This is a genomic window from Leifsonia sp. Leaf336, from assembly GCF_001423695.1.
GTDB lineage: Bacteria > Actinomycetota > Actinomycetes > Actinomycetales > Microbacteriaceae > Leifsonia.
Genome location: NZ_LMOZ01000002.1, coordinates 1,122,015 through 1,147,275 on the forward strand (window position 1 = coordinate 1,122,015; position 25,261 = coordinate 1,147,275).

Annotated in this window: 28 protein-coding genes and 1 tRNA gene; 19 read left to right on the forward strand and 10 right to left on the reverse strand. The window is 68.4% G+C overall.

Going from position 1 to position 25,261, the window contains the following annotated elements; genetic code table 11:
• Positions 1–2: 2 nt before the first annotated feature.
• The gene (locus ASF88_RS14185; RefSeq protein ID WP_055920512.1) at positions 3–878 is read right to left on the reverse strand and encodes an ABC transporter ATP-binding protein; all 876 of its coding nucleotides are present in this window, start codon (positions 876–878) and stop codon (positions 3–5) included.
• A 147-nt stretch (positions 879–1,025) separates the two neighbouring features.
• On the opposite strand from ASF88_RS14185, the gene ASF88_RS14190 reads away from it, so the two are divergent.
• Both ASF88_RS14190 and ASF88_RS14195 read left to right on the forward strand, forming a co-directional pair.
• A complete protein-coding gene (locus tag ASF88_RS14190) occupies positions 1,026–1,403 on the forward strand; it encodes an ArsR/SmtB family transcription factor (RefSeq protein ID WP_055919642.1) in 378 nt (125 codons plus the stop codon).
• Between the two features lie 6 nt (positions 1,404–1,409).
• A complete protein-coding gene (locus ASF88_RS14195; protein ID WP_055919645.1) occupies positions 1,410–1,913 on the forward strand; it encodes an SRPBCC family protein in 504 nt (167 codons plus the stop codon).
• Here ASF88_RS14195 and ASF88_RS14200 read toward each other — a convergent pair.
• Positions 1,910–2,713, reverse strand: a complete 804-nt coding sequence (locus ASF88_RS14200; protein ID WP_235493456.1) for an inositol monophosphatase family protein — start codon at positions 2,711–2,713, stop codon at positions 1,910–1,912. The two genes, ASF88_RS14195 and ASF88_RS14200, sit on opposite strands and share 4 nt — an antisense overlap.
• Positions 2,714–2,835: 122 nt before the next feature.
• On the opposite strand from ASF88_RS14200, the gene ASF88_RS14205 reads away from it, so the two are divergent.
• The 3 genes from ASF88_RS14205 (at position 2,836) to ASF88_RS20475 (ending at position 4,939) form a co-directional block, all read left to right on the forward strand.
• Positions 2,836–2,908 (forward strand) — tRNA-Lys (locus ASF88_RS14205).
• Between the two features lie 256 nt (positions 2,909–3,164).
• Positions 3,165–3,872 (forward strand): hypothetical protein, encoded by a 708-nt coding sequence (locus tag ASF88_RS14210; protein ID WP_157498354.1) that lies wholly within the window; start codon positions 3,165–3,167, stop codon positions 3,870–3,872.
• 764 nt (positions 3,873–4,636) lie between these two features.
• Positions 4,637–4,939 (forward strand): hypothetical protein, encoded by a 303-nt coding sequence (locus ASF88_RS20475; RefSeq protein WP_157498355.1) that lies wholly within the window; start codon positions 4,637–4,639, stop codon positions 4,937–4,939.
• A gap of 297 nt (positions 4,940–5,236) precedes the next feature.
• On the opposite strand, the gene ASF88_RS20480 is transcribed toward ASF88_RS20475, so the two are convergent.
• Entirely contained in the window at positions 5,237–5,674 is a 438-nt protein-coding gene (locus ASF88_RS20480) for a hypothetical protein (protein ID WP_157498356.1), read from the reverse strand.
• Positions 5,675–6,056: 382 nt separating this feature from the next.
• On the opposite strand from ASF88_RS20480, the gene ASF88_RS20695 reads away from it, so the two are divergent.
• Together ASF88_RS20695 and ASF88_RS20700 are read left to right on the forward strand one after the other, a co-directional pair.
• Positions 6,057–7,208, forward strand: a complete 1,152-nt coding sequence (locus ASF88_RS20695) for a hypothetical protein (protein ID WP_055919656.1) — start codon at positions 6,057–6,059, stop codon at positions 7,206–7,208.
• Positions 7,106–7,729 carry an FG-GAP repeat domain-containing protein gene (locus ASF88_RS20700; RefSeq protein ID WP_055919659.1) on the forward strand — a complete coding sequence of 208 codons (624 nt, stop codon included), beginning with the start codon at positions 7,106–7,108 and terminating at the stop codon, positions 7,727–7,729. The genes ASF88_RS20695 and ASF88_RS20700 overlap by 103 nt, the downstream gene beginning before the upstream one ends.
• A 159-nt stretch (positions 7,730–7,888) precedes the next feature.
• On the opposite strand, the gene ASF88_RS14235 is transcribed toward ASF88_RS20700, so the two are convergent.
• Both ASF88_RS14235 and ASF88_RS14240 read right to left on the reverse strand, forming a co-directional pair.
• The gene (locus ASF88_RS14235) at positions 7,889–8,149 is read right to left on the reverse strand and encodes a DUF308 domain-containing protein (RefSeq protein WP_055919661.1); all 261 of its coding nucleotides are present in this window, start codon (positions 8,147–8,149) and stop codon (positions 7,889–7,891) included.
• Positions 8,150–8,216: 67 nt separating this feature from the next.
• Positions 8,217–8,738: a VanZ family protein gene (locus tag ASF88_RS14240; RefSeq protein WP_162242578.1), complete on the reverse strand. Its 522-nt coding sequence runs from the start codon at positions 8,736–8,738 to the stop codon at positions 8,217–8,219.
• 163 nt (positions 8,739–8,901) lie between these two features.
• On the opposite strand from ASF88_RS14240, the gene ASF88_RS14245 reads away from it, so the two are divergent.
• On the forward strand, positions 8,902–9,318 hold the full coding sequence (locus ASF88_RS14245) for a Rid family hydrolase (protein ID WP_055919668.1): 417 nt from the start codon (positions 8,902–8,904) through the stop codon (positions 9,316–9,318).
• Positions 9,319–9,429: 111 nt separating this feature from the next.
• Here the strand turns inward: ASF88_RS14245 and ASF88_RS14250 are convergent, their stop codons facing one another.
• Both ASF88_RS14250 and ASF88_RS14255 read right to left on the reverse strand, forming a co-directional pair.
• A complete protein-coding gene (locus tag ASF88_RS14250) occupies positions 9,430–9,879 on the reverse strand; it encodes a hypothetical protein (protein WP_055919671.1) in 450 nt (149 codons plus the stop codon).
• A gap of 43 nt (positions 9,880–9,922) precedes the next feature.
• Complete coding sequence (locus ASF88_RS14255; protein ID WP_055919674.1) at positions 9,923–10,267, reverse strand: metalloregulator ArsR/SmtB family transcription factor; 345 nt, start codon at positions 10,265–10,267, stop codon at positions 9,923–9,925.
• 67 nt (positions 10,268–10,334) lie between these two features.
• Between ASF88_RS14255 and ASF88_RS14260 the strand changes: the two genes are divergently transcribed.
• The 3 genes from ASF88_RS14260 to ASF88_RS14270 are packed head-to-tail and all read left to right on the forward strand — an operon-like array spanning position 10,335 to position 13,209.
• Positions 10,335–11,249, forward strand: a complete 915-nt coding sequence (locus ASF88_RS14260; RefSeq protein WP_055919677.1) for an NAD(P)H-binding protein — start codon at positions 10,335–10,337, stop codon at positions 11,247–11,249.
• Between the two features lie 51 nt (positions 11,250–11,300).
• Positions 11,301–11,909: a winged helix-turn-helix domain-containing protein gene (locus tag ASF88_RS14265; RefSeq protein WP_055919680.1), complete on the forward strand. Its 609-nt coding sequence runs from the start codon at positions 11,301–11,303 to the stop codon at positions 11,907–11,909.
• Complete coding sequence (locus ASF88_RS14270; protein WP_157498358.1) at positions 11,839–13,209, forward strand: MFS transporter; 1,371 nt, start codon at positions 11,839–11,841, stop codon at positions 13,207–13,209. The genes ASF88_RS14265 and ASF88_RS14270 overlap by 71 nt, the downstream gene beginning before the upstream one ends.
• A gap of 42 nt (positions 13,210–13,251) precedes the next feature.
• Here the strand turns inward: ASF88_RS14270 and ASF88_RS14275 are convergent, their stop codons facing one another.
• Positions 13,252–14,013, reverse strand: coding sequence for an SDR family oxidoreductase (locus ASF88_RS14275; RefSeq protein ID WP_055919686.1), 762 nt, complete (start codon positions 14,011–14,013; stop codon positions 13,252–13,254).
• Positions 14,014–14,217: 204 nt separating this feature from the next.
• On the opposite strand from ASF88_RS14275, the gene ASF88_RS14280 reads away from it, so the two are divergent.
• Positions 14,218–15,222: a hypothetical protein gene (locus ASF88_RS14280; protein ID WP_055919689.1), complete on the forward strand. Its 1,005-nt coding sequence runs from the start codon at positions 14,218–14,220 to the stop codon at positions 15,220–15,222.
• A 34-nt stretch (positions 15,223–15,256) separates the two neighbouring features.
• On the opposite strand, the gene ASF88_RS14285 is transcribed toward ASF88_RS14280, so the two are convergent.
• On the reverse strand, positions 15,257–16,366 hold the full coding sequence (locus ASF88_RS14285; protein ID WP_055919692.1) for an AI-2E family transporter: 1,110 nt from the start codon (positions 16,364–16,366) through the stop codon (positions 15,257–15,259).
• A 229-nt stretch (positions 16,367–16,595) separates the two neighbouring features.
• Between ASF88_RS14285 and ASF88_RS14290 the strand changes: the two genes are divergently transcribed.
• The 7 genes from ASF88_RS14290 to ASF88_RS14320 all read left to right on the forward strand — a co-directional run bounded on the left by ASF88_RS14290 (position 16,596) and on the right by ASF88_RS14320 (position 24,336).
• Entirely contained in the window at positions 16,596–17,807 is a 1,212-nt protein-coding gene (locus ASF88_RS14290; protein WP_055919695.1) for an ROK family transcriptional regulator, read from the forward strand.
• A complete protein-coding gene (locus ASF88_RS14295; protein WP_082518972.1) occupies positions 17,804–19,018 on the forward strand; it encodes a Gfo/Idh/MocA family protein in 1,215 nt (404 codons plus the stop codon). Before ASF88_RS14290 ends, ASF88_RS14295 begins: the two co-directional genes overlap by 4 nt.
• 88 nt (positions 19,019–19,106) lie before the next feature.
• Positions 19,107–20,372 (forward strand): ABC transporter substrate-binding protein, encoded by a 1,266-nt coding sequence (locus ASF88_RS14300; protein WP_055919698.1) that lies wholly within the window; start codon positions 19,107–19,109, stop codon positions 20,370–20,372.
• A 2-nt stretch (positions 20,373–20,374) separates the two neighbouring features.
• A complete protein-coding gene (locus ASF88_RS14305) occupies positions 20,375–21,340 on the forward strand; it encodes a carbohydrate ABC transporter permease (RefSeq protein WP_082518973.1) in 966 nt (321 codons plus the stop codon).
• The gene (locus ASF88_RS14310; RefSeq protein ID WP_055919702.1) at positions 21,333–22,202 is read left to right on the forward strand and encodes a carbohydrate ABC transporter permease; all 870 of its coding nucleotides are present in this window, start codon (positions 21,333–21,335) and stop codon (positions 22,200–22,202) included. The genes ASF88_RS14305 and ASF88_RS14310 overlap by 8 nt, the downstream gene beginning before the upstream one ends.
• The gene (locus ASF88_RS14315) at positions 22,199–23,284 is read left to right on the forward strand and encodes a Gfo/Idh/MocA family protein (protein WP_082518974.1); all 1,086 of its coding nucleotides are present in this window, start codon (positions 22,199–22,201) and stop codon (positions 23,282–23,284) included. Before ASF88_RS14310 ends, ASF88_RS14315 begins: the two co-directional genes overlap by 4 nt.
• A gap of 26 nt (positions 23,285–23,310) precedes the next feature.
• Complete coding sequence (locus tag ASF88_RS14320; protein WP_235493457.1) at positions 23,311–24,336, forward strand: Gfo/Idh/MocA family protein; 1,026 nt, start codon at positions 23,311–23,313, stop codon at positions 24,334–24,336.
• A 62-nt stretch (positions 24,337–24,398) separates the two neighbouring features.
• Here ASF88_RS14320 and ASF88_RS14325 read toward each other — a convergent pair whose 3' ends face one another.
• Entirely contained in the window at positions 24,399–25,241 is an 843-nt protein-coding gene (locus ASF88_RS14325; protein WP_055919709.1) for an NAD(P)-dependent oxidoreductase, read from the reverse strand.
• Positions 25,242–25,261 lie beyond the last annotated feature (20 nt).

A 25,261-nucleotide genomic window follows, 5' to 3' on the forward strand; every position in this document is an offset into this window, starting at 1 on the left:
GGTCAGTCCTCCTCGCGGCTCTCGGCGCCGTAGACCTCGACGAAGATGTCGTCGAGCGATTTGCGGGTGGGGGCGAAGCGGGTGATGTGGAGGCCGGCGTCGACGAGCGAGCGCAGGATCGCCGCGGTGTCGGCGTCGTTCGCGACCTCTAGCTCGGCGTGTCCGCGCTCGTCCTTCGCGATGCGGTAGGCGGGGGAGGCCGGCACGGTGCCGTCGTGGTCGACAAGGACGACGGTGCCGCCGAACTGCTCCTGCACCTCCGAGACAGTGCCGTAGGCGCGCGAGACGCCGTCCTTCAGGAGGATGACCCGGTCGCAGAGCCGTTCGACCTCCTCCATCTGGTGGGTCACCATCATGACGGTGGAGCCCGCGCGCTTCTGATCGTCGATGATGTCCATCAGCAGGCGACGGTTGACCGGGTCGAAGCCCTTGGTCGGCTCGTCGAGGATGAGCAGCTCGGGCTGGTTCATGATCGTGACGCCGAGCTGGACCTTCTGCTGCTGGCCGCCGGACAGCTTGTCGAGCCGCACCTTCTCCTTCTCGCCGATGCCCACCCGCTCCAGGTATTCGCGGGACCAGCGGCGCGCCGCTTCGGTGCCGAGGCCCTTGAGCCGGCCGAAGTAGACCATCACGTCGATGACGGACTCCTTCTTGTAGAGGCCGCGCTCCTCCGGCAGGTAGCCGAGGCGTTCCCCGGTCTCCGGGCTGAAGTCCTTGCCGTCGATGTGGAGGACGCCGGCGGTCGGCTGGTAGATGCCGAGCAGCGCCCGGATCGTGGTGGTCTTGCCCGAGCCGTTGCTGCCGAGGAAACCGAACGTCTCACCGCGCGCGATGTCGAAGGAGAGGTCGCGGATCACTGTCGTGCGGCCGAAGTCCATCCGGAAGCCGGCGATGTGGACGAGGGGCTCGTCGATCGGTGTGCTCACACGGTCGAGCCTAGGGGGCACCGGGGTGTTGCGTCCGGGTTCTCGACGGCGTATCTTATTCAACACAAATGTTGATAAACGAAATTGTTGGATGAAGCCATGGATGAGACCGACCCTGCAGCCCGGCAGCGGCTCGACCGTGCGTTCCAAGCGCTTTCGGACTCGGTGCGCCGGGCGATCGTCGCGCGGCTCAGCACCGGTCCCGCGACCGTGAACGAGCTCGCCGAGCCGTTCGCGATCACGACACAGGCCGTGTCCCGCCACATCCATGTGCTGGAGGAGGCGGGGCTCGTCACGCGCAGCCGCGACGCGCAGCGCCGGCCGGTGCACCTGTGCGCCGGCGCGCTCGAGGAGCTCACCTCGTGGATCGACCGCTACCGATTGATCGCCGAACAGCGATTCCGCACCCTCGACACCGTGCTCGGCGACCTCGCGGCCGCCGGGACCTCCACCCACCAGAACGCGAACCAGGAGTGAGAGAAAATGAGCAACGACGTCACGATCACCGCCCCGGAGGGCCTGCCCTTCATCGACATCGAGCGCGAGTTCGACTATCCCGTCGAGCTGGTGTTCCGCGCGCACAAGGAGCCCGAGCTGTTCAAGCGCTGGCTCGGCCCGCGCGGATACGAGCTGGAGCTGGAGCAGTTCGACTTCACGACGGGCGGCCGGTATCGCTACGTGCACACGGTCGGTGGGGAGTCCTACGCGTTCAACGGCGTCTTCCACGTCGTCCGCGACAACGAGTTCGCCATCCAGACCTTCGAGTTCGAGGGCTACCCCGACGTCGTGAGCGTGGAGTCGATCCGCTTCGGGCCGCTGGAGGGCGGACGCAGTCGTCTCCACATCCATGCCGTGTACCCGACTCTGGAGGCCCGCGACGGTTTGGTCGCGTCGGGTCAGGCGAAGGGCGTCACCGAGGGGTACGAGCAGCTGGACGAGGTGCTCGCCGGCGTGCAGGGCGCGTCCGTTGAGGGCGCGTCGGCCTAGGCGAGCGCCTCCAGGAGGGCGTCGTGCAGCAGCCCGTTGGAGGCGAGCGACGACCCGTTGCCCGGTCCCGGCTCTCCGGTCACCGACGTGAACCTGCCCCCGGCCTCCTCGACGATCGGGATGAGCGCGGCGAGATCGTAGGTCTTCACGTCGAACTCGCCCACGGCGTCGAGAAGTCCCTCGGCGAGAAGCATGTACGACCACATGTCGCCGTAGGCGCGGTCGCGCCACACCCGGCGGGTCAGGGCGATGAGCCGTTCGAGGTACCCGGCCTGATCCCACTGGGCGATGCTCTGGAAGCTGATGGATGCGTGCTCGAGGTCGGCGACGGCGGAGACGCGGATCGGGCGCGGCTGGGCGCCGGGGGCATCGGTCGTCCAGGCGCCGTCGCCGGTCTCCGCCCACCAGCGCTTGCCGAGCGCGGGGGAGCTGACGACGCCAACCACAGGCTTGCCGTCGATCGCCAGCGCGATGAGCGTGCCCCACACGGGAACCCCGCGCAGGTAGTTCGAGGTGCCGTCGATCGGATCGATGATCCACTGCCGGCTCGCGTCGCCCTCCGTGCCGTACTCCTCGCCCAGGATGCCGTCGCCGGGCCGCTCGGTGGCGAGCGCCTCCCGGATTGCCCGCTCGACGGCCAGGTCGGCTTCGGTGACGAACGTGCGATCGGGCTTGGTGTCGATGTGGAGGCCGCGCTCGCGGAAATGCGCGGACGAGATGCCGTCGGCGAGGTCGGCGAGCCGCAGCGCGAGCGCCAGGTCGGAGGAGCGGGGCCGGTCGATGTCGCGTGCGTCGGTCACGCCAGGAGCCTAGCGGCCCAGCACCCGGACACGCCCGGGCCGCACGCTCGACCGGGCCCGATTGGCGAAGCTGCCGAACCGGATGCTAATGTTGAGCCTCGGTTCGGGAAACCGAATCAAATGCGCCTCTAGCTCAATCGGCAGAGCAATTGACTCTTAATCAATGGGTTCAGGGTTCAAGTCCCTGGGGGCGCACCCAACACCGCAGGTGGCGAGAAGCCCCCGATTCCTTGGAAACACTGGGATCGGGGGCTTTTTTGCTGTTGAGGGGCTGTGAACGACGAGGCAGTTTGCCCACATTTGATTTGCCGCCCTCGATCGGCCGCATAGCTAATCGATCAAACGCGATCGGCGCAATCGACGGGCGAGCATTTTCTCCGCACCTATGGTGGCGGTGTGGTCTCTGAATCGGGGTCGGAGCCGGCCGGCGGCGTCTGCGATGACTGAGTTCGTGCGCCTTCCCGCGCAACCGCCGCGTAAAGCGTCGCTCGGGTGGCCGTGGTGGGCGCTCTTCGTCCAGACACTGATCGCGGGGGGCGTCCTCGTCGTGCTCGTCGTCACGGATGTCGTGCTGGTCGTCTCCCGGATGGTCCAATCCACCCTTGCCACCGTGACGTCGCCCACAGAAGCGGACGACGGAGCGATGGGGATCTTCGGCATCCCGATTCTGGTCGGGATCGTCGTCGGGTTGCCGACCGTCGCGATCGTGAGCGGCGCCGTCCTGCTCGGACTGCCCATTCGCCTGATCGCGGCCGCGAGGGTCTGGGTCGTGCAGCACTGGTGGGTGCCATTAACTTGCGCATTGCTCGGGGTCGCGGTCTTCGTGGGAGCGGAAGTCTTTCGACCGGACACATGGTCGACGCCAGCGCCGTTCTTCGAGCCGTCATCGGTGCTGGTCGGTGTTGCGATGCTTCTCGTCGCCGTCGGGCTCACCAACTTCTGGCGGCCGAGGAAGCGGCGGCCGCCGCGTGCCGGTGGCCCATGGCCAGGTGGGACCCTGGTGCGCGTGATCAAGGATCCCGGGTGCGATTGTCCATGGAAGCAGGAGTCCGGGACGATCGATGGCACCTTCGTGCCGTCCGTGATCGACCATCCTCTGGCCGAGTTTGGCGCGCCGGTCTCAATGTATCGGCGTCATCGGCTCTTCGACAGTGAGTGAGGGGGAAGAGGGCGCACCGTGACTTTTCTGTGCGGGGCGACCCGCTGAACGAGGCCCGGTCTGGCAGGATCAACCTGAAATGGAGAAAGCCGACCCTTCCCGCGCCGATCAGCCGGATGCCTCGACTAGTGAGCCCCGGGACGGACGCTTATCCCTTTGGGGTGTGGTGCTGGTTTGGGCTGGGCGGGCGCTCGTTCTAATCACTCTTGCTGCGGTCGTCGCCAGTCGTGTGACCTATCCGACCTGGGCGGCTGAGGGATGGGATTCGAAGGGGGAGCCGCGAAGCTGGCTGCCCAACGCCACGCTTGGTCTCGTTCTCGTGGCGGCGCTTTTCGGTCAGTGGCTCAGCGGTCTCGCGGCGCCACCTAGCGCGGCGTGGCGCGAGGGCGATGATCTGATTGCTACCACCGTTGTCGGACGTCGTCGTATTCGGGTGCCGGGAGCTAGGGTGGTGCGGTTTAGGGTTCTCGGACGCGGTGGGGCCGTTCACGGAGCATTCGTGATTCGCGGCTTTCGGGTGTTGATTCTGCTCGGGTCGTCCTCGGACGGTGTCCGCTCCCAGATCGATCGTCTCGTTGGGCGGCGCGTGCCTGACACTGTTGGTCGCGTCGGCATGGAGTATCTAGTCGGCTTCCTATGGTTGCTTCAGACATCTGCCGTTGTGCTCGTGCTGCTCGGATTGACCACATGGTGGATCGGGATATTTCGCTCCTGATGAAAATGGCGCGAACAAATAGGAACCTTCATCAGCACCGAGGACAGCTATGCAGCGTGAAGTGAGCGACAGTGGCCGGATGAATTTGACGAAGCGCGCGTCCTGGATCGTTCGGTTTAGTCAGACGAATCAGTACAACTGGATCGTTTTGGTGTTTATTGGCTCAGCGATCGGGGTGCTCGGCGTATTGAGTTTGATAGCAGGCAAGGTTCCTGGATCTCTCTTCGCCTTGTTTTATGGAGCGATCACCGCTGGACCGGCCGCCTGGCGGGTGAGGCGTGCCACACGCATACCGGCGCAAGAATTGCAGTCTGAGGCCGACGCGGCATCGTGGGAAGAACCGCAACCGTGAGGTCACGCACAACATGTCTCTCTATTCCGAGGCGGTCGGCGGTCCCACGACACCCGTGGATTTGGGGGTCGGGGCATGGGTGTTCTGCCCTGCGGAAGTTCACGCGCAGCCCTCATCGCGCCAGGCGTACGCGCGAGCTGGTTCGACGACGAGGTTGCCGCAGTCATGTCCCCGAGCGAGAACGTCGGAGCGGGTCACAGAGGCCGTCATGCGGGAAATCCCAGACCGGGAGACGCCGGACGCGGATTCTTCGCCAATCATTCGTGAATGACGGTGGGCTTCTAGTTGTCCGAGCTGCTATCCCTGCCCCTGGTCCCACAGCCGCCAGCCGGAATCCGTCCGACGGAAACAGAGCGACCAGGGTTCGGTTCCCGCCTCCATCGATCCGTCGGTGCTGGCTGTGATGGTGACCATGTAGGCCTCGCAGTCGCTGTCGCTGGGGGTGGTGCCCTCAGGCACGTAGGAGATCAATCGCGGGTCGTCGCACCACGCCCACGTGTTCGCCGATGTGAGGGCGCGCGTCATGCCGCAGTCCTGACTCTTCGCGGCCTCCATATACGTATGAGCGACGGTGGGCAGCGACGCGCTCCTGCCGGGCACGACGCCTCGCGGTGGAGTGTTGTACAGAGCATTCGCCAGCACGGGCACGCAGGCAAGACCGACAACGACCGCCACCCCGACCATCACGAGCTTGAGACGGGATCGCGCGGCAGCCGAGTCGCGGAGGGATGGCATGACGCGAACTTAGCACCTCCGCTCGCCGGGACGTCCATCTGCGCTTCGCGTGGGTTCGCGATGTCGAGGGAGCGGAAGTCTTCCGCTCCACCACGATGCGGCCAGCGCATTCGCTCTTCTTCGAGCCCTCATCGTTCCTGGTCGGTCCAGTACGCGCCACCTGAACGGGGGTATCCCTTCGAGTGCCATTTCGTAGATCGCAGGGGTCCGTTGCCATACTCTAAATCTCGCACCGGCGCGCCCGACGTCCGGTCGACAGGGGATGTGCGTACGCGCCAGTCTGGGCAGACGGCCGCGCCGGCCGTCGGAATGATGGTCGTGCTTGGCCAGGACCCGCTTTCGCGGCCACCGCCGTCCCGATGGAACGGGGGAGCAGGAACTCATGAGTGCGCGTCACATCAGGGTGATCGGTGTGCTGGCAGCCGCGGCGATCGTGGTGACCAGCGGCCTGCTGGCGACGTCCGCGCAGGCGGACGACATTCCCGACGCGTCGCCGACAGCCTCGCCCGCCCTCTCGCCGACAGATCTGCCGCCGATCGACAGCTCGCCGTTCTCGGGCTCCAGCCTCACTCTCGACTGCGGCAGCCTGCGTGACGGCTACTACAGGTCGGCCCAGGTCACGACCTCCGCGACCTCGTGGCTGAGCCCGAACACGGCGTATCAGCTGGGGACGGGTGCAGGATACCCGTTCGGAGGTACGGCGCCGACGAGCCCGGTGGACTTCGTCACGGACGCGAACGGGCACGCGACGATCTCCGCGACGATCACCGGAACGTTCCAGTCCGGTGGAGGCTACGCCCTCAGCGCGTGGCAGGCAGGCGTCAACCGAGGGGAGGGCGGGGTCACCGCGAGCACCTGCCCGAGTGGTGTGACCGCCTCCGGCACGGCGACCGCTGCTCTCGACTGCCCCGTTCGATACCTGACCCCGCAAGGGGAGGGCGCCACCGCTGTCGTGCTCAGTGTCGACCTCCAGGGTTTCGTCGCCGGGCAGCAATACACGGTCTCGTTCGTCAACACGACAGCTGCGCTCGGCTCAACCGGCACGACGACTGCTGCCGCCGACGGCTCCTTGCACTACCGGATGTCGGTCAAGCCGTCGTCACTCCTGACGTCGGGCACCTACACGTGGAAAGTGACGACCACGAGCCAGGCCGCAGTGCTGACCGGCGGCACCTCCCCGACAACCGACCCTTGCCCGCCGATCGTGAAAGCTCCGAAGCGTGCCGCGCTCTTGCACGACTCCGATGTCACCGGCGACGGCTACGGCGACCTGCTGGCGACGGACCTGAACGGCCGGCTCCTCCTCTACACCAATGGCATCCGCTCGAACCCGGGCGGCGTGCCGTTCAGCTCAGCCTGGGTCATCGGCACGGGCTGGGGCTTCGGCTGGGGGATGCGGCTCCTCGCGACAGGCACCTCACTGGGGACGGCGTGGCCGAGGTGGTCGCCCTCCGCTCCGACGGCACCCTGGTGGCCTATTACAACAACATCGGCAGTTCCGCGGCGAGACTGCCGTACAGTTCCGGCACGCTGATCGGCTCGGGATGGCAATCGTTCACCGCGTTCGCGCTCGGCGACGTCGACGGCGACGGCTACGCCGACATCGTTGCGGATCGATCCGATGGCACCCGTTGGCTCTACAAGAACCGGTTCGCCACCGACCCGCTGCATCGCCCGTTCAGCACGGGCGTGCGAATCGCGGGTGACGGCTTGACGACCGATCCGAGCGGGAACGGCATCGGGCTCGCAGATTTCAACGGCGACGGCTACGCCGACCTCACTCCCGCCGTGCAGGGTATCGACCTCGACCGCATCCCTGCAGGCAACTCGAACCCCTACCCGGCCCCCCTCACACTCGAGTCGCCGACGCTCATTACGGCACAGCTCGCCGAATGGTCGGTGGGCGACTACGAAGGCCGCGGCTCGTCGGGCATCGTGATCGCGAACACGCGCACCGACGGCCGCCTGATCTACATGAAGGATCCCCTGACGGCCAACTGGCAGACCACGGTCATTGGCTCCGGTTGGACCTGGGGGATGACGCTGATCCCGTGAGCCGGCCCTGGCCGCTGCGACTTCGACATCCTCCGCGGCGTCACACCGACACGATCGATGTGAGCGAACAGACCTACGACGAGGACCGCGTCGGCGACACATACGACCGATGACTACCAGCGCGCGGACACGCCGATGGTCATCGCTGACGATCGCGGGCTACTCGGGAGGTATCTCATTCGATGTCTCACCGTTGCCGTGATTTCGCGCTCGCTTACGGAACGAGAATGCGGCGACGATCGAGACGATTCCGATGACGACGAAGATGACACCGACAACGAGCTGAGCCCAAGTTCCGCGGCTTGAAGCCTTGGCGGCCAATGACACGGCATCGAGGGTCACTTGAGCGCATCCGAGGATCACAAAGAGGATGCCGAAGATGAGCTGCCATCTCCACCAGAAGATCAGGCGATCGGTCACGCAACCAAAGCTACTCTCCGTCCCGTTTGGAGGGCGCTGACTGAACGGTCGCGCAGTCTCCGCGCGATCACATCCGCAGTCTCACACCGAACACAAGAAGTCCCAGAACAGGCGCGAGCAGGAGGGACAGAACCGCTATCGCGATAGTCACGCGACTCCAACGCCGCAGGAGCCTGAGCAGGGCGGCGAAGAACAGGATGCCGATGAGGCCGCCGAGGGTGTTCAGGATGACATCGTCGATGTCCGACGCGCCCACCCCGACGATGCCTTGGACGATCTCAACTCCGACGCTCGCACAGAGGACGATGAGGAGATTGCTCCAGATGCCGGTGCTGCGACGTAGCAACGGCAAGAAGACGCCCAGCGGAATGAAGGCTGCGACATTGCCGACCAGGTTGCTGATCGCGATCCCCCGGGGCACCCCGGCGTCGCCGGAGAGATAGTTCCAGATCGTCCCGAACGGGATCAGGTTGAGCGAGTGATCCGAACCCGGCGCCCTCGAGAACAGCAGCAACTTCAGCAGAAAGAGCAGGTAAAGGGTGAAGACCGCCCAGATGATGACCGCCCCGACCTTCACGAGTGCGGTCATCGACCGCCACGTCAAGGGATCACTGAGGGCGCGGTCGGGCTTCGACTGCACAGGCACCCGGTCATCGTAGTGAGCAGAGCTATGGACCCCCTCCACACCACAGCTCTCTCGCCGCGCCGACGCCCCCTCCCTACGCTGTGGCCCGGGAGAAAGGTGGTTCCTCATGACGACACTCACTATCGGCCCGGACCGGCAGGCCATCGTGACCACGCTCTGGACGCCGTTCTACGAGAGTTCAGGAGTCCCGGCTGCGATCCGGGACGGCGACGTCCTCCGGGCGACGGGCCACACCGGCGAGGACGAGGACCTGACGTTCTCCGCCGATGCCGCTCACCAGATCAGGCGCACGTTCGTGAATCTCGGCGGCACCCTCCAGGAGGCAGGGTTCGCCTGGGCCGACGTGGTCGAGCTCCGGTCGTTCCACGTCGGTCTGCGCGACCAGGCGGAGGCCCTCCAGGCGATCGCCGACGAGTTCCTGGGGCGCCCGCTCCCGGCCTGGACGGCCGTCGGCGTCCCAGAACTCTGGGACGAGGGATCGGTCGTCGAAATGAGCTGCACGGCGGTGCGGCGAGGGCGGTGAGGGACGCGCCCTCCTCCGCGAGGAGATTCCGCCCCGACACGCGCGCAATCTCCTCTTTCACTACTCGATTGAGGAGATTCCCGCGCGTGTCTCCTCTGAGAGTGAAAGGGCTCACCCCTGACCCTGATCCCACAGTCGCCATCCGGCCTTGGTCTGCACGAAGCAGAACGACCATCCGCGGCTGCCTGCGTCCATCGAGCCGTCGGTGCTCGCTGTCGTCGTGATCTCGTACGCCATGCACTGACCGTCATCGCCGGTGCGGGCGACGAGCCGGTAGGAGGTCAGGTGTGGATCGTCGCACCAGGCGGTCGCGTTGGAGGTCGTGAGCACCCTCGTCATCCCGCAGTCCTCGTGCTTCGCGGCGTTCATGTAGACATCCGCCACTGTCGACATCGGCGCAGTCGCGCCGGGCACGCGGCCGCGCGGCGCCGGTGCGGCCGGGTTCAGCAGAACGTACGCGAGGCCGAGCGCCGCAGCGAAGCCCGCGGCGATCGCAACGGCGACGACGAACGGCTTCGCCCGTTGCCAGGTGGAGGCGACGGACTCGGGCGAGGATTCCACGACGCGACACTAGCGTGCGGGGGCGCCGGGGAGGTGAACGGCCTCACGCCTCCGCGGTTCGCCCGGTGCCGCTCGCGCGCCCGGTGCCGCGCTTGCGCACCTCGCGCAGCACGATCTGCTCAGGGCACACGGTCGAGAGGAAGTCGCCGACGGAGAGCGCGAGGCGGTCGCCCGCGAGCGAGTAGAGGATGCGGTTGGCGTCGCGACGCTCCGTGACCAGCCCGGCCTGGCGCAGCACGCTCAGGTGGCGGGAGATCGTCGGGCCGGTGGCGGTGAAGCGCGCCGCGATCTCGCCGGCGGCGAGTTCGCCGTCTTTGAGGTCTTGGAGGATCTGGCGCCGCGTCGGGTGGGCGAGCGCTGCGAAGATCTCGGAGGCGCTGTCTGTCATGGTTGCAATATAGCACCATTGCTAGATACTGTTTAGCTACAGTGCTAATTAGCGAAGGAGTTGCACCATGCGGATCGCCATCACCGGAGGCACGGGATTCGTCGGACGCCACCTGGCCGTGCGACTCGATCCGGATGAGACCGTCGTGGTCTCCCGCCGGACCGGCGTTCAGATCGACGATGTCGACGCACTCGCCGCGGCGTTCGCCGACTGCGACGCCGTCGCGCATTGCGCCGGTATCAACCGCGAGCTGGGGGAGCAGACGTTCGATCGCGTGCACATCGCAGGGACGCGCGCGGTCGTGGAGGCGGCCCGCCGGGCCGGTGTGAAGCGCATCGTCATGGTGAGCTTCCTGCGGGCGCGGCCCGACTGCGGCTCGCGTTATCACGAGACGAAATGGGAGGCCGAGGAGCTGATCCGCGCCTCCGGCATTCCGCACACGATCCTCAAGTTCGGGATGATCTACGGGCCGGGCGACCACATGATCGATCACGTCACGCGCGCTGTGCGCACCCTGCCGGCCTTCGCGACAGTCGGGTTCCGCGAGCGGAACGTCCGGCCGGTCCCCGTGGAGGACGCGGTCGACGTGCTCATCGCCGCGCTGGAGGGCCGCGTCCCCGACCCGACGGTCGCGGTGATGGGGGCCGACGAGCTCGCCCTCGGCGAGGCGGTGCGCCGGATCGCGCGGGTCGCCGGCCGACGGCCCGTGTTCTTCCCCGCCCCGGTCTGGACCATCCGAGCCCTGGCGCAGCTCACCGAGTGGACGATGGTCGTTCCGTTGGTCGCCAAGGCGCAGGCCCGGATGCTGAACGAGGGGGTCAGCGCGCCGGCGCCGTACGCGCCGGAACTCCCGGTCGACCTCCGGCCGTCGAGGGGTTTCGACGACGAGAGGATCCGTGCTGCGCTGCCGGCCGGGGGATTCGGGCTCGGCGACCTCCGATTCGTCGGTCGCAGGTCGCGGAGACTGGGCGCTGCCTCCTGAATTCCGCAGAAACTCTTTTGCAGAAAGAATTCTGCAATTACTCTTGTCGCTATGAGCGATGACGACGAGGGCTTTCTGGGGCTCGATCCGACGCGTGACGTCCTGCTGTCGCCGTCGGCGATGCGCGGCCTGGTGAACCCGCTGCGGCTCCGGCTGCTCGAGCTGCTCCAGGCCGACGGGCCGTCGACGGCCACAGAGCTGGGGCGGAGGGTCGGACAGTCCACCGGCGTGACCAGCTACCATCTGCGCGTGCTCGCGCAGCACGGGTTCATCGTGGAGGACGAGGAGCGCGGGGACGACCGGGACCGCTGGTGGCGGGCCGTGCACCGGTCGACGTCGTTCTCGTTCCGCGTGCCGGGCGATCCGGCCACGGAGGACACGGTCGATCAGGCGGCCCAATTCATCCGACTCAACGTGGAGGCCTCCCACCGGCGCGCCATCGACTGGGTGGACACCCTCCCGAGTCAGGTCGACGAGCTCGCCGCGATGCCGTGGACGGTCAGCGACTGGCCGCTCCTGCTCACGCACGACCAGGCGCGCATGGTCGTGACCGCGGTCCGCGAGCTCGTCGCACAGTTCCAGCGCGACCCTGAGGCGGCTACCGACGACCCCGGCGCGGTGCGCGCTCACGCGCAGTTCCAGCTCTTCCCGGAACAGTGATGCGGACGACGACGCGGGCGGCCACGAGATGACCAGCGCAGCTGTTCGCCGGCGCGGGCCGTTGCTCGCCTTCGTGTCGGCCTACTTCGTCAGCGCGACCGGTACTGCGCTGTCGGCGGTCGCGATCCCGTGGCTCGTGCTCGTCACGACGGGGAGCGCGGTCGCGACCGGCGTGGTCGGGTTCGTCGAGATGGCGCCGTACGTGCTGCTGCAGGCGACGGCCGGTCCGCTGGTCGACCGGCTGGGCTTGCGGCGCGCGTTCCTGCTCGGAAACCTGGCGGCCGCGGTCGCGGTGTTCCTGGTGTTCCTCCTCGGCGAGCTCCATGCGCTGCCGTTCGGCGCACTGCTGGCGCTCGTCGGGTTCGCCGGGGCTGTGCGGGGAGCCGCGGACTCCGCGACGAACCCGATGATCCCGCCGCTGGCACGCCTGGCGCACTGGAGCGACGAACGCGCCGTCGGGATCTACAGCGGCGCGAACCGCGCGGCACTGCTGATAGGTCTCCCTCTCGCCGGAGTGCTGGTCGCCCTCCTCGGGCCGGCCGGAACCGTCCTGCTGGACAGCATCAGCTTCCTCATCGCGGCGACCCTCACCGCGGCGTTCGTGCCGGTGATCGCGCCTGCGCCCGCCGAAGCGGGAGCGAAAGCGAACGCGACCGCGCGCGTCAGCGTGCGCGGCTACCTCGCCGAACTCCGGGAGGGCGCCCGGTTCCTCCGCGGAGATCGCCTGCTGCTCAGCCTGCTGGTGCTGATCGTCGTCACCAACCTGCTGGATCAGGCGATGAACGCCGTGTTCCTGCCGGTGTGGGCGCACGACCGCGTGCACGATGCGGTGGCGTTCGGGCTAGTCGGGGGAGCGTCGGGGCTCGGGATGCTGGTCGGCGTCCTGCTCACGGCCTGGGGAGGCCGGCGGCTGCCGCGCTGGATCACGTTCGCTCTGTGCACGCTGCTGGCCTCCGCCCCGCCGTTCTTCGCGGTGGCGGGCACCGACGCCGTGCTTCCCGTCGCGGTGGTGTTCTTCGTCTGCGGCGTGTTCGGCGGCGTGCCCAATCCGATCGTCGGCGCCGTGCAGTTCGAACGCGTGCCGGCGCGCCTGCAGACCCGTGTGCTCGGAGCGATGAAGGCGAGCGCCTACCTCGGCATCCCGTTCGGCTCGCTCTTCGGCGGCCTCCTCGCGCAGGCGGTCGGGCTCACGGCGGCGTGCGTGGCGGCCGGTGCGGTGATGCTGGTGGTCACGATCGCGCCGCTGGTGTTCCCGGTCTGGCGGGGACTGGACCGCGTGGAGCCCGGCCTGGCAACGTGAGCTGCGAGCGCGGCCCGTGCCTGCGCAAGGCGTGGCGCCGCCCTACCAAGGCAGCACGCCGTAACCGCCCTCGCGGTCGGACCGCCACAGGTGCCCCCAGAGCACGCCGGACGGACCGTCGGCCGGCAGCGTCGCGAGATACACGCTCGGCTCGGCGCCCTCCTCGACCGAGCGGATGCCGCGATGGTCGTTGAAGTCGGTGTCGGTGAATCCCGGGTTGGCGGCGTTCACCTTGATGGCGGTGTCCTTCAACTCTCTGGCGTACATCGCGGTCAGCATGTTCACCGCCGACTTCGACGACGGGTACTGCGCGGAGGCGGGCATCCCGAAGAGCGGGCTCGCCGGGTCGGTCTGCGAGCCGATCGATCCCACCTCGCTCGACACGTTCACGATGCGCGCGGCCTCCGCCCGGCGCAGCAGGGGAAGCATCGCGTTGGTCACGGCGACCAGGCCGAACACGTTCACCTCGTAGACCGCGCGCATGTCGTCGAGGGAGGTCGCGCTCGCGGTCGCGCGGCGGCGCGAGACGGTCGCGGTTCCGGCGTTGTTCACCAGCACGTCCAAGCGGCCGAACTCGCGCTCGATCGCGTCGGCGGCGCGAGCGATCGACTCCGCGTCGGTCACGTCGAGCGGGAGGAAGCGCGCATCGGCGCCGCCGTCGCGCAGCGCGGCCTCGGCCTCCCTGCCGCGTTCCTCGTCTCTGGCGCCGACGAGAACGGTCATGCCGAGCTCGCCGAGGCGGCGTGCGGTCTCGTAGCCGATCCCCTTGTTGGCCCCGGTGATCAGGGCGATCTTCTGCGTCACGGTTCCGACTGTACGCGCGGTGGTGCGCGGGCTCCGGGACCGGGCATACTTCGCTCAAGGATGCGCCGAGTGAGCGCAGTGGGAGTCGGGGTCGTGGATGTCAGGCAGTTCGTCCGGCGGCGTGGCGCCGGGGTGGTATCCGGAGCCGGGGACGGCGATGCCGGACCCGACGGCCGGCACGGCCCACACTCTGGTGAGTTCGGGATGTCTGCCGCTCGGTGCGCACTCGTCGCGGTGATCCTCACCGGCACGCTCGTGGCGGCGACGGGATGCGCGGTGGAGCGACCGCGCGCCGATCTGCACGCGACCCCGTCGCCGACGGGGATCACGCGGAGCTGGACGCTTCCGGACGGCCCGCGGCTGGTGTTCCGCGACACGCGGCAGGGTCCCACGTTCGGCGAGGTCGCGTCGGTGGCTCTCGCCGCTCCGGGCGGCGCCCCCACGATGACCGGGTTCGCGTGCGAACGCGTGTATGCCACGCGCACGACGCTGTCGTGCATGAGCCGGACCGGCATCGCACCCGTCGGCTATCGGGAGACCCTGTACGACGCCGCGGGACGGGAGATCCGGTACTGGCCGTTGCCCGGGCCTCCCAGCCGCACACGGCTCTCGCCCGACTCGACGCTCGCCGCCTGGACCGCGTTCGTCGATGGCGAGTCGTACGCCGGAGTGGCGTTCTCCACGGTCACCGACATCTCGGACGTGCACGGCGTCGACTACGGAGCGCTCGCGACCTTCACGTTCCTCCTCGACGGCGCCGCGTATTCGGCGACCGACCTCAACTTCTGGGGCGTGACGTTCGCCGCCGACGACAACCTCTTCTACGCGACGGCCGCCTCTGGAGGCCGCACCTGGCTGGTGCGGGGGAACCTCCGCGGGCGCACGCTGGTCGCCCTCCACGAGGGCGCCGAGTGCCCGTCGCTCTCGCCCGACGGGGCGAGGGTCGCCTACAAGAAGAACCTCGGGACCGTCGACGACCCCCGCTGGACGCTCGCGGTGTTCGACCTGGCGACCCGGACGGAGCGGGTCCTCCCGCTGACCGGCGTCGTGGACGACCAGGCCGAATGGCTGGACGACGCCACGCTCCTCTTCGGCAGGCCGGCAGCGGGAACGACGGGCGACGCCGACATCTTCTCGGTGCCGGCCGACGGATCGGCCCCGGAGTCGGTCTTCCTGCGGCACGCGTGGTCGCCGTCGGTCGTGCGCTGAGGGCGGATGGCACCTATGCCGAGCGATGCTGCGGCTACGACCGATCCTTCCGCGGCATCACGACCTCCTTGATGATGAGGATGATGCCGGCGGAGATCGGGATGGCGACCAGCGCGCCGGGGAGGCCGAAGAGCGTCGAGCCGGCGAGCGCCGAGATGAGCACGACCGAGCCAGGGACCTGCACCGCCTTGCCCATCACCTTCGGCGTCAGGATGTATGCCTCCACCTGCATGTAGATCAGCATGAAGACCAGCACCACGACGCCGCTGACGGGGGAGTGGATGAGCGCGAGCACTGTCATCACGGCGGTCGTCAGCACCGTGCCGATCAGCGGGATGAGCGTGATGAAGAACGCCGCGAGCGCGATCAGGAACGCGCCGGGCACCCCGGTGACCACCAGCAGGATGAGGCTGTAGGTCGCGTTGAAGAATGCGAGGATCACCATGCCGCTGAGGTACTTGCCGAAGTTCTGGAGGATGCGCTCCGTGTAGCCCTCGAAGCGGTCGCGGTGCGAGCGGCGCACCAGGTGGTAGAGCGACTGCTTGGTGGAGTCGTAGGAGGCGATGAAGTAGATCGTCAGGATCGCGATGAAGAAACCGGTGGTGAAGGCGTTCAGTACCGAGAGCCCGAAGCCGAGCAGGCCGTTGCCGACGTTCGCCCAGGTCTGCGGGTTCTTCACCTGGTCGGAGATCCAGGTGAGGGCCTGCCCGAGCACCCCGTTGCTGGCGTCGTTCGTGGCGTCGAACCAGCCCTCGGCCCGGAGCTTCTCGACTTCAGCGGGGATGGCGGTCGCGATGTTGGTGATCTGCGTGACGATGAGCGGCACGACCACCCAGACGATCGCGACGAGCACCCCGACGATGAGCAGGATCACGGTGACGATGGCCCAGGCCCGCTTCATCCCATGGCGCTGGAACCAGCGGATCAGCGGGTCGAGGCCGACGGTCGCGAATGCGGCGAGGAAGACCGAGAAGATGATCGACCGGAGGCCGTACAGCATGTAGCCGGTGGCGATCGCCCCCAGCGCGCCGAGCGTGACCACGAAACCGAACAGCAGTGGGCTCCGCTTGAGCAGCGGCGGGGCGCTGGAGGTCTCCGCCGGCCGGGTCGCCGCGCGACGCTCCGGCGACTGGATGAAACGCATGGTGGCCTCCTGCCCGCTCGTCGAGCGTCAGGGCGAGCGTATTGGGCGGCGCGCGCGACGGACAAGAGCGACGCGCGAGCGCTGCCCGACCGATGCCCGGGGCACGCCAATACGCAACGTGATTTGTTTGTAACAAAGATCTTCTTGACCTGTAATCCCGCGTCGTGCTCTACTAGCCGGAGCAATTACAAAAGCTACTTTCTTTGTAAACGGACGGAGAGGTCCTGCGATGCTTCCGGTGGAGAACGGCGTGCACGATGCGCGCCAGGCGAACGTGAGCGGCGCCCGTGTCGCGGTCGCCCTCCGCGACGGAGGCCGCGCGACCATCGCCCAGCTCGCCGAACGCACGGGCCTCTCGCGTCCGACGGTGGAGGCGGCCCTCCCGTCGCTGCGCGAGCGCGGCCTGGTCGACATGATCGAGGAGCACACGGCGGGTGGCCGCGGAGCCGGTCGGCCGGCGCGCATCTTCGAGTTCGTGGCCGATGCCGGCCTCCTGGTGGGCGTGGACGTCGGTATCCACCGGATGCGCGTCGTCGTCGCCGACCTGACCGGGCGCATCGTGGCGTGGTACCAGCGCGACCTCGAGCGGCGCTTCGTCGGCGCCGACCGGCTCGACAACGTCAAGGACGCCGTGTACACCTGCTTCGCGCGGGCCGGCGTCGACATCGGCCGCCTCGGGGCGCTCTCCGGCATGGCCGTCGCCGTGTCGGGGATGGTCGGTCGCGACGGCCGGCTGACCGTGTCGCACAACTTCCCCGACTGGGAGGGCGTGGACATCGCGGGCCGGCTGGAGGAGGAGTTCGGCTGCCCCGTCTCCATCGAGAACGACATGCGGCTGGCCGCGCTGGCGGAGCACCGCATGGGCGCAGCCCGGCTCGTCGACGACGTCGCCTATTTCTTCGCGGGCCACCGCATCTCGATGGGCCTCATCATCGGGGGCAAGCTGCGGCGTGGACGTCACGGCGCCGCGGGCGAGATCGGCGGGAGCGTCTTCTCGATGCACGTCGACGATTCGGGCCAGCTGCGCTGGGAGACCGGCGAGACCGCTGAGGACGTGTTCCGTGCCGCCGCCTCCGGAGACGCGGCCGCGCGGGACGAGATCGAAGAGTTCGTGGGCGGCGTGGCCACGGGAATCGCAACGGTCACCATGGCCGTCGACCCGGATGTGGTCGTCGTCGGCGGAGGTATGTCCCGCGCCGGCGAGGAGCTGCTCCGCCCGCTGCGCGCCGCGGTCATGGCCGAGATCGGCGTGCCTGTGCGGCCGTCGATCATCCAGTCGGAGCTCGGCGCCGAGTCCGTCGTGCTCGGCGCGCTCGCGCTGGCCTCCGGTCAGGCGATGGAACGGCTGTACCTGGCTTCGGATGTCCCGGAGCCCGACATCGACGTCGCCGGCGCACGCGCCAGGGCGGCACAGGAGATCGTGGAGGAAGTCACCGGATGAGCGAGCTGACAGTGCAGCAGGCGTCGCGCCAGGCTGCGGAGATCGCGGAGCCTCCGCGCCGGCCGTTGCGACTCGCCGTGATCGGCGCGGGCGCGCGTTCGGAGATCGCGGCCCACGCCCTGGAGTCGGGCGATGGGGTGATCGTCGCGGTCGCCGACCCGAGCGCGACCGCTCGGGAGCGTGCCGCCGCGGAGTTCGGCGCGGGTCAGCTGTTCGCCGGGCACCGGGAGCTGATCGCGAGCGCCTCCGACATCGACGCCGCCTTCGTCACGTCGCCCGACCACACCCACGCGGAGGTGGCGATCGACCTCCTGAAGGCGGGCATCGCGGTCTACCTCGAGAAGCCGCTCGCCATCGAGGTCGCGGACGCCGACGCCATCCTGGCCGCGGCGGCCGAGTCGGGCACGCGGCTCTACGTCGGCCACAACATGCGCCACATGGGCGTCGTGCAGACCATGCGCGACATCATCCAGCGCGGCGAGATCGGCGAGGTCAAGGCGATCTGGTGCCGGCACTTCGTCGGCAACGGCGGCGACTACTACTTCAAGGACTGGCACGCGGAGCGCGCCAAGTCGAACGGGCTGCTCCTGCAGAAGGGCGCCCACGACATCGACATCATCCACTGGCTCGCCGGAGGCTACTCCGAGCTCGTCACGGGCATGGGCGGTCTCTCGCTCTACGGGGCGATCGACGACCGGAGGGACAACTCCGACCGCTCGATGCCCGAATGGTTCTCGTACGACGCCTGGCCTCCACTGAGCCAGCGCGAACTGAACCCGGTGATCGACGTCGAGGACATCTCGATGGTGACCATGCACCTGGACAACGGCGTCTTCGCGTCGTACCAGCAGTGCCACTACACCCCGGACTACTGGCGCAACTACACCGTGATCGGCACGGAGGGGCGTCTGGAGAACTTCGGCGACTCGGACGGCGCGATCGTGCGCGTCTGGAACCGCCGGACCACGTACAACCCCGCAGGAGACGCCGAGTACACCGTGCTCGGCGACGAGGGCGGGCACGGAGACGCGGATCGGCTCACCGTTGCCGAGTTCGTGCGCTTCGTGCGGGAGGGCACTGCGACGACGACGTCCGCAGTCGCCGCCCGCAACGCGGTGGCCACCGCAGTCGCGGCCACCGAATCGCTCCGCGACGGATCCCGGCCCCGCGTCGTGCCCGCCGTGGACGCGGAGGTCGCCGCCCGGTTGTAGCGGCGACGCACCCAACGAAGACCCGGGCCGGCGAGTGGAGTCGCCGACCCGGTAAGGCACCGACTAACCCCTCATCGAAGGAGAACCAATGCGAAAAGCCCTGCTCGCGGCCGCGGCCGCAGTCGCCACCGCGGTCGTACTCGCCGGCTGCTCGTCCAACACTGGCAGCGGTTCCGATGCCCCTGCCGATCATAATCTGTCCGCCAGCATCTCCTACGCGTTCTGGGACGTGAACCAGAAGCCGGCGATGGACGCCCTGATCAAGGACTTCAACAAGGAGTATCCGAACATCAAGGTGACGACGCAGATCACCCCGTACGCGAACTACTTCACCAAGCTGCAGACCCAGGGATCCTCCAAGACCCTGCCGGACGTCTTCTGGATGAACGGGCCGAACTTCCAGCTCTACGCGTCCAACGGGCTGCTCGAGCCGATCGGCTCCGGTGTCAAGCCGTCGAACTACCCCAAGGCGCTCGACGACCTCTACAGCTTCGGCGGCAAGCAGTACGGCGTGCCCAAGGACTTCGACACGATCGGCGTCTTCTACAACAAGGCCATCTTCGACAAGGCGGGCGTCGCCTATCCGACCGCGAACTGGACGTGGGACGAGTTCCACCAGAAGGCCAAGGAGATCTCGGACAAGCTGAAGGGCGAGGGCGTGTACGGCTCCGCCAGTGGCCTGTCGGGCGGCCAAGAGATGTACTACAACACGATCCTGCAGGCCGGCGGCTCGATCATCTCGAGCGACGGCAAGAAGTCGGGCTACGACGACCCCAAGTCGATCAAGGGCCTCCAGTTCGTGCGCGACCTGATCGCCGACGGCTCGTCCCCGACGCTGTCCCAGCTGTCGGACACCCCGCAGGACCAGTGGTTCATCAACTCCAAGTCGGCCATGATCTGGTCGGGCACCTGGCTCAACTCCGAGCTGCTGGCCTCCCCGATCAAGAGCACCATCGCGCTGGCTCCGCTGCCCACGGGTGAGCGCCAGGCGACGGTCATCCACGGTCTCGCCAATGTGGTCGCCAAGGACTCCAAGAACAAGCCGGCCGCGATCGCCTTCCAGGACTACCTCGGCGGCAAGGAGGCCGCGGAGACCCAGGCCAAGATGGGCGCGGCCAACCCCGCCTACAACGGCACGCAGCAGGCGTTCGTCGACACCGCCCCCTGGGACCTGAACATCTTCGAGAAGGCCGCGGCAGACTACGCGTTCCCGTACCCGATCTCCAAGAACACGGCGGCGTGGAACAAGGCCGAGAACGACCTCCTGCCCGACGCCTTCAGCGGCAAGAAGCCGGTCGAGGAGGTCGCCAAGGAGCTCGCGAAGCAGATGAACGCCGACCTCGCCAAAGAGTGACCATGTCCACTCAGACGATCACGAAGGGAGCGGGCGCCGTGCTGACGGCGCCCGCCTCCCGGGGCGAGCGCGCTCCGCGCCCCCGCACGCATGGCCGGCTCCGCAAGGACGGCTGGTGGGCACTGCTGTTCGTGGGCCCGTTGCTGTTCGGCGTGGTGGTGTTCTACATCTGGCCGATCTTCCGCAACGCCTACTTCAGCTTCACCACCTGGGGCGCCTTCGGAGGCGCCACCTGGTCGGGGATCTCGAACTATCAGCAGATGCTGGCCGACCCCGACTTCTGGAGGTCGATCCTCAACACCCTGATCTACGTCGGGATCCTGCTGCTCGGCATCCCGCTCGCGGTGCTGTTCGCCGCGCTGATCAACCGGCCGGGGCTCAAGTTCGCCGCCGCGTACCGAACGGCGTTCTTCCTGCCGTACGTCGCGATGCCGGCCGCCATCTCGATGGTCTGGCGGATCATCTTCAACGGCGACTTCGGCGTGATCAACTACACGCTGTCGCTCATCGGCATCAAGGGGCCGAACTGGCTGAGCACCGAATGGTTCGCTCTGTTCGCGGTCGGCGTCGTCGGCGTGTGGATCTCGCTCGGGTTCAACCTCATCGTGCTGTCGGCAGGTATGCGCAGCATCCCGCCGGAGATGTACGAGGCGTCGTCGATCGACGGCGCGACGCGCACCCGTCAGTTCTTCTCGATTACCGTGCCGCTGCTGACCCCGTCGATCTTCTTCGTGTCGGTGATCACCGTGATCACCGGGTTCCAGCTGTTCGACCTGCTCTACGCGCTGATGGGCACGCAGAACCCGGCGATCAACCAGACGCAGTCGCTGGTGTACCTGTTCTTCGCGCACCAGCAGACCGGTGACAACGGCTACGCCGCAGCGGTCGGCGTCGCCATCCTGATCCTGGTGGGCGCGTTCACGATGCTCCAGTTCCGCATGCAGAAGAGGTGGGTCAACTATGTCTAGCTCGGTCGCCTCCCGGCCGGTCGCCGGCCGTGCGGTCGCAGGACGCGCGCGCAGCCGCAACGGGCTGACGCACGTGGTGCTGATCGTCGCATCCCTCCTGATGATCTTTCCGTTCGTCTGGCAGATCCTGATGTCGCTCGCGACGAACGCGCAGGTGACATCGGTGCCTCCGACGGTCTGGCCCGGCACCCTCCACTTCGAGAACTTCGCGCACGTCTTCGACCAGTTGCCGTTCCTCAATCAGCTCTGGGTGTCCGTGGCCGTGACGGTGATCCGCACGGTCGGACAGCTGCTGCTGTGCTCGATGGCCGGCTACGCGTTCGCGCGGATGGAGTTCCCGTTCCGCCGGACGATCTTCGCCCTCGTGCTCGCGATCCTGATGGTGCCCCCGCAGGTGTACCTGCTGCCGCAGTACCAGATCGTGCAGGGCCTCGGCTGGCTCAACACCATCGCGGGAATCGCGGCGCCCGGCATCTTCAGCGCTTTCGGCACCTTCATGATGCGGCAGTTCTTCCTGGGGTTGCCGGACGAACTGGCGGAGGCCGCACGCCTCGACGGCGCGAATCACTTCCAGGTGTTCTGGAAGGTCATGCTGCCGCTGGCGAAGCCCGGCCTCTCGGCGCTCGCGATCATCACGGTCCTGGCCTCCTGGAACGACCTGCTCTGGCCGCTCATCGTCGCCACCGACTCCACCCAGATGCCGCTCGCGCCGGGCATCGCCACGCTCACCAGTCAGCGGTCCATCCCGGACTTCCCGCTGCTGCTGGCAGCGAGCCTGCTCGCCATGGCGCCGGTGCTCATCCTGTTCCTCCTCATGCAGCGGCGCGTCATCGACGGCATCGCCTTCTCCGGCCTCAAGTGACCGGGCAGCACCACGACCTCAGAAAGGCACTTTCCGTGACCTCCCTTCGAGTCGGCCTCATCGGGGCCGGCGGTATCTCCCGCGTCCACGCGGACGGCTGGCGCGCCCTGGGCGCGGCGGTCACCGTGTACTCGCACGAGGGCGCCGACGCGCTCGCGGCCGAGTACGGCTTCGCGGTCGCGTCCTCCCTGGACGGCCTCCTCGCGGCGGCGGACATCGTCGACATCGTCACCCCGACCACGAGCCATTCGCCGCTCGCGCTGGCGGCGATCCGGGCGGGCAAACACGTCGTCTGCGAGAAGCCGCTCGCGGGCACCGTCGATGATGCGCGGGAGGTGATCGACGCCGCTCGCGAGGCCGGTGTCCGGCTGTTCCCCGCGCATGTCGTGCGGTACTTCCCCGACTACGCCGCGCTGCGCGACCAGGTGGAGGCCGGGCGGATCGGCGAGCCCGCCGTGCTGCGCTTCGTGCGCGGGGGAGAGGCACCGCGCACCGACACCTGGTTCCACGATGTCGGCCGCGGAGGCGGGATCGTGCGCGACCAGATGATCCACGATCTCGATCAGGCGCTCTGGATGGCGGGCGACGTCGTCCGCGTGTACGCGACGCAGAGCGCCTCCGCCGGGGACGCCGACGCACCGGACGCCGTCGTGGCGCACGTCGTGCTGACGCACGCGAACGGCGCGCTCAGCCACGTGCAGGGCACCTGGGGCGCACGCGGGCTGCCGTTCCGCACGTCGGCGGACATCGCGGGATCCGCCGGCATCCTCTCCCTCGACTCGGCGCCGACCGCGAGCCGGGTCGAGATCCCTTCCGCGCACGCCGGCGATGGCTACCTACCGCCGCCGACTCTCACCGAGAGCCCGTACACCGCGCAACTGCGCGACTACGTCGCCGCGATCGCCGACGAGCGCGACGCACGGGTCACGCCCGTGGACGGCCTCCGCGCCGTCGTCGTCGCCGAGGCCGCGATGCAGTCGCTGCACACCGGCCGGCCGGTCGACATCGACCTGTCGGCCTCCGACCTGTCGTCGGCCTCCGAGACGTCGTCCGCCGCCGTTCCTGCCGGGGTCGGCGCATGACCGGCACCATTCCCGAGGAGTCTTCGTTGAACACGTCCGTCGCGCGACCGCTCAAGGTGGCCGTGCTGTCCTTCGCCCACACGCATGCGATCGGCTACTGCCGCGCGCTCGCCGGGCGGCCCGACATCGACCTGGTTGTCGCCGACCCGGAGGGCGCTTCCGCTCCGGATGACGCGCCCCGCGGCGCCGCTCTCGCCGAGTCGCTCGGCGTGCGGTACCTGGAGACATACGAGGAGGCGCTCGCGTGGGGTCCGGACGCCGTGATCGTCACGGCCGAGAACGCGAGGCACCGCGCACTGGTGGAGGCCGCTGCCGCCGCCGGCGCGCACATCCTCTGCGAGAAGCCGCTCGCCACGACCGTCGACGACGCCGAAGCGATGCTCGCCGCCGTCGAGCGCGCGGGCGTCACCCTGATGACGGCGTACCCGGTGCGGTTCGCGCCGGCGTTCGCCGACCTCCTGCACCGGGTGCGCGCCGGCCAGCTCGGCACGCTGCTGGCGGTCAAGGGCACCAACAACGGCAAGCTGCCCGCCGAGCGCGCCTGGTTCACCGATCCCGCCCTCTCGGGAGGCGGCGCACTGGTCGACCACGTCGTGCACTGCGCCGACCTCCTCGACGAGCTCCTCGGCGAGCAGCCCGACTCCGTGCACGCGGTCGCGAACCGGATCCTGTACCCGGAGTCGGCCGTGGAGACCGGCGGCCTCGTGACCGCCGTGTACCCGAGTGGGGTGGTGGCGACCATCGACTGCTCCTGGAGCGTGCCGCAGAGCGCACCCACCTGGGGCGGTCTGACCCTGCAGGTGACGGGAACGCGCGGCTCGGTGACGATCGCGCCGTTCGCTCCACACCTCGGCGGCCAGACGACGGACGGCCCGGTGTGGGTGCCGCTCGGCGCCGACCTCGACGGCGCGATGCTCGACGAGTTCGTCGACGCGGTGCGCGGTGGTCGCCCGGCGACGCCCGACGGGCGGGTCGGCCTCCGCACGCTGCGCGTCGTCGACGCCGCGCGTCGCTCCGCCGCGACCGGCGAGGTGGTGGCGCCGGTCGGGTGAGGCGCGACATTCGTGACGAATCTCGACATTCTTGCCACGAATGTCGCGATTCGTCACGAAGGTCAGCGGTCGCGGGCGATGACGGAGAAGTCCTTGTCGCCCTGGCCGGCGTCGATGGCGCGCTGCAACTCCGCCGAGACCAGTGCGACGGCGGGGAGGGGCACGTCGGCGGTGGCGAGCATCAGCCGCGTGTCCTTAGCGAGCGCGTCGGCGGTGAACTGGGCGTCGTCGTAGTCGCCGGCCGTGACGAGCGCACCCTTTTGCGCGGCGAGAGGCGCGATGGCGGTCAGCGACAGCGTCGAGAGCACGTCGTCGTCGCTGAGCCCGGCGGCGCGGCCGAGGCGCAGGGCCTCCGACAGCGTCTCCATCGACACCGCGAGCGCCAGGTTCGCGACCAGCTTCGCTGCCGTCGCTTCCGCGGGCGAGTCGAAGGTGCGCAGCTTCTCCTGGTCCGCCCACAACGTCACGATGCGTTTCGCGTCGCGCACGGCATCGTGCTCGCCGCCCACCAGGACCGCGAGCGCGCCCGCGCGGGCGGGAGCGAGCGATCCTACGACCGGAGAGGCCACGTACCGGATCCCGGCATCGGCAGCACGCTCGGCGAACTCGGTCGCGTCGGCGGGGGAGACGGTGGTGACGTCGATCCACAGCGTGCCCGGCCGCCACGGCAGCCGGGCCTCCGTGATCGTCTCGCGCACGGCGTCCGGCCCGAACAGCACGCTCACGACGATATCGACCTCGGCGACCGCCTCTGCCGCCGACCCGGCGACCCGGGCGCCGCGCCGTCCGATGGTCTCGGCGGCCTCCGGCGACCGGTTCCAGACGGTGACCCGGTGCCCGGCGTCGATGAGATGCGGTACGAGCTCGCGGCCCATCCGGCCGAGCCCGAGGAATGCGATGTCCATGGGGCCACTCTCCACCTGAC

Bases quoted from the DNA above. Each gene is read 5' to 3' on its own strand.
- ASF88_RS14285 (WP_055919692.1), bottom strand. From the start codon at position 16,366: ATGCGTTTCATCCAGTCGCCGGAGCGTCGCGCGGCGACCCGGCCGGCG.
- ASF88_RS14300 (WP_055919698.1), top strand. From the start codon at position 19,107: ATGCGAAAAGCCCTGCTCGCGGCCGCGGCCGCAGTCGCCACCGCGGTC.
- ASF88_RS14325 (WP_055919709.1), bottom strand. From the start codon at position 25,241: ATGGACATCGCATTCCTCGGGCTCGGCCGGATGGGCCGCGAGCTCGTA.
- ASF88_RS14190 (WP_055919642.1), top strand. From the start codon at position 1,026: ATGGATGAGACCGACCCTGCAGCCCGGCAGCGGCTCGACCGTGCGTTC.
- ASF88_RS14295 (WP_082518972.1), top strand. From the start codon at position 17,804: ATGAGCGAGCTGACAGTGCAGCAGGCGTCGCGCCAGGCTGCGGAGATC.
- ASF88_RS14265 (WP_055919680.1), top strand. From the start codon at position 11,301: ATGAGCGATGACGACGAGGGCTTTCTGGGGCTCGATCCGACGCGTGAC.
- ASF88_RS14280 (WP_055919689.1), top strand. From the start codon at position 14,218: ATGTCTGCCGCTCGGTGCGCACTCGTCGCGGTGATCCTCACCGGCACG.
- ASF88_RS14290 (WP_055919695.1), top strand. From the start codon at position 16,596: ATGCTTCCGGTGGAGAACGGCGTGCACGATGCGCGCCAGGCGAACGTG.
- ASF88_RS14185 (WP_055920512.1), bottom strand. From the start codon at position 878: ATGGACTTCGGCCGCACGACAGTGATCCGCGACCTCTCCTTCGACATC.
- ASF88_RS20480 (WP_157498356.1), bottom strand. From the start codon at position 5,674: ATGCCATCCCTCCGCGACTCGGCTGCCGCGCGATCCCGTCTCAAGCTC.
- ASF88_RS14195 (WP_055919645.1), top strand. From the start codon at position 1,410: ATGAGCAACGACGTCACGATCACCGCCCCGGAGGGCCTGCCCTTCATC.
- ASF88_RS20695 (WP_055919656.1), top strand. From the start codon at position 6,057: ATGAGTGCGCGTCACATCAGGGTGATCGGTGTGCTGGCAGCCGCGGCG.
- ASF88_RS20475 (WP_157498355.1), top strand. From the start codon at position 4,637: ATGCAGCGTGAAGTGAGCGACAGTGGCCGGATGAATTTGACGAAGCGC.
- ASF88_RS14305 (WP_082518973.1), top strand. From the start codon at position 20,375: ATGTCCACTCAGACGATCACGAAGGGAGCGGGCGCCGTGCTGACGGCG.
- ASF88_RS14240 (WP_162242578.1), bottom strand. From the start codon at position 8,738: ATGACCGCACTCGTGAAGGTCGGGGCGGTCATCATCTGGGCGGTCTTC.
- ASF88_RS14310 (WP_055919702.1), top strand. From the start codon at position 21,333: ATGTCTAGCTCGGTCGCCTCCCGGCCGGTCGCCGGCCGTGCGGTCGCA.
- ASF88_RS14260 (WP_055919677.1), top strand. From the start codon at position 10,335: ATGCGGATCGCCATCACCGGAGGCACGGGATTCGTCGGACGCCACCTG.
- ASF88_RS14255 (WP_055919674.1), bottom strand. From the start codon at position 10,267: ATGACAGACAGCGCCTCCGAGATCTTCGCAGCGCTCGCCCACCCGACG.
- ASF88_RS14245 (WP_055919668.1), top strand. From the start codon at position 8,902: ATGACGACACTCACTATCGGCCCGGACCGGCAGGCCATCGTGACCACG.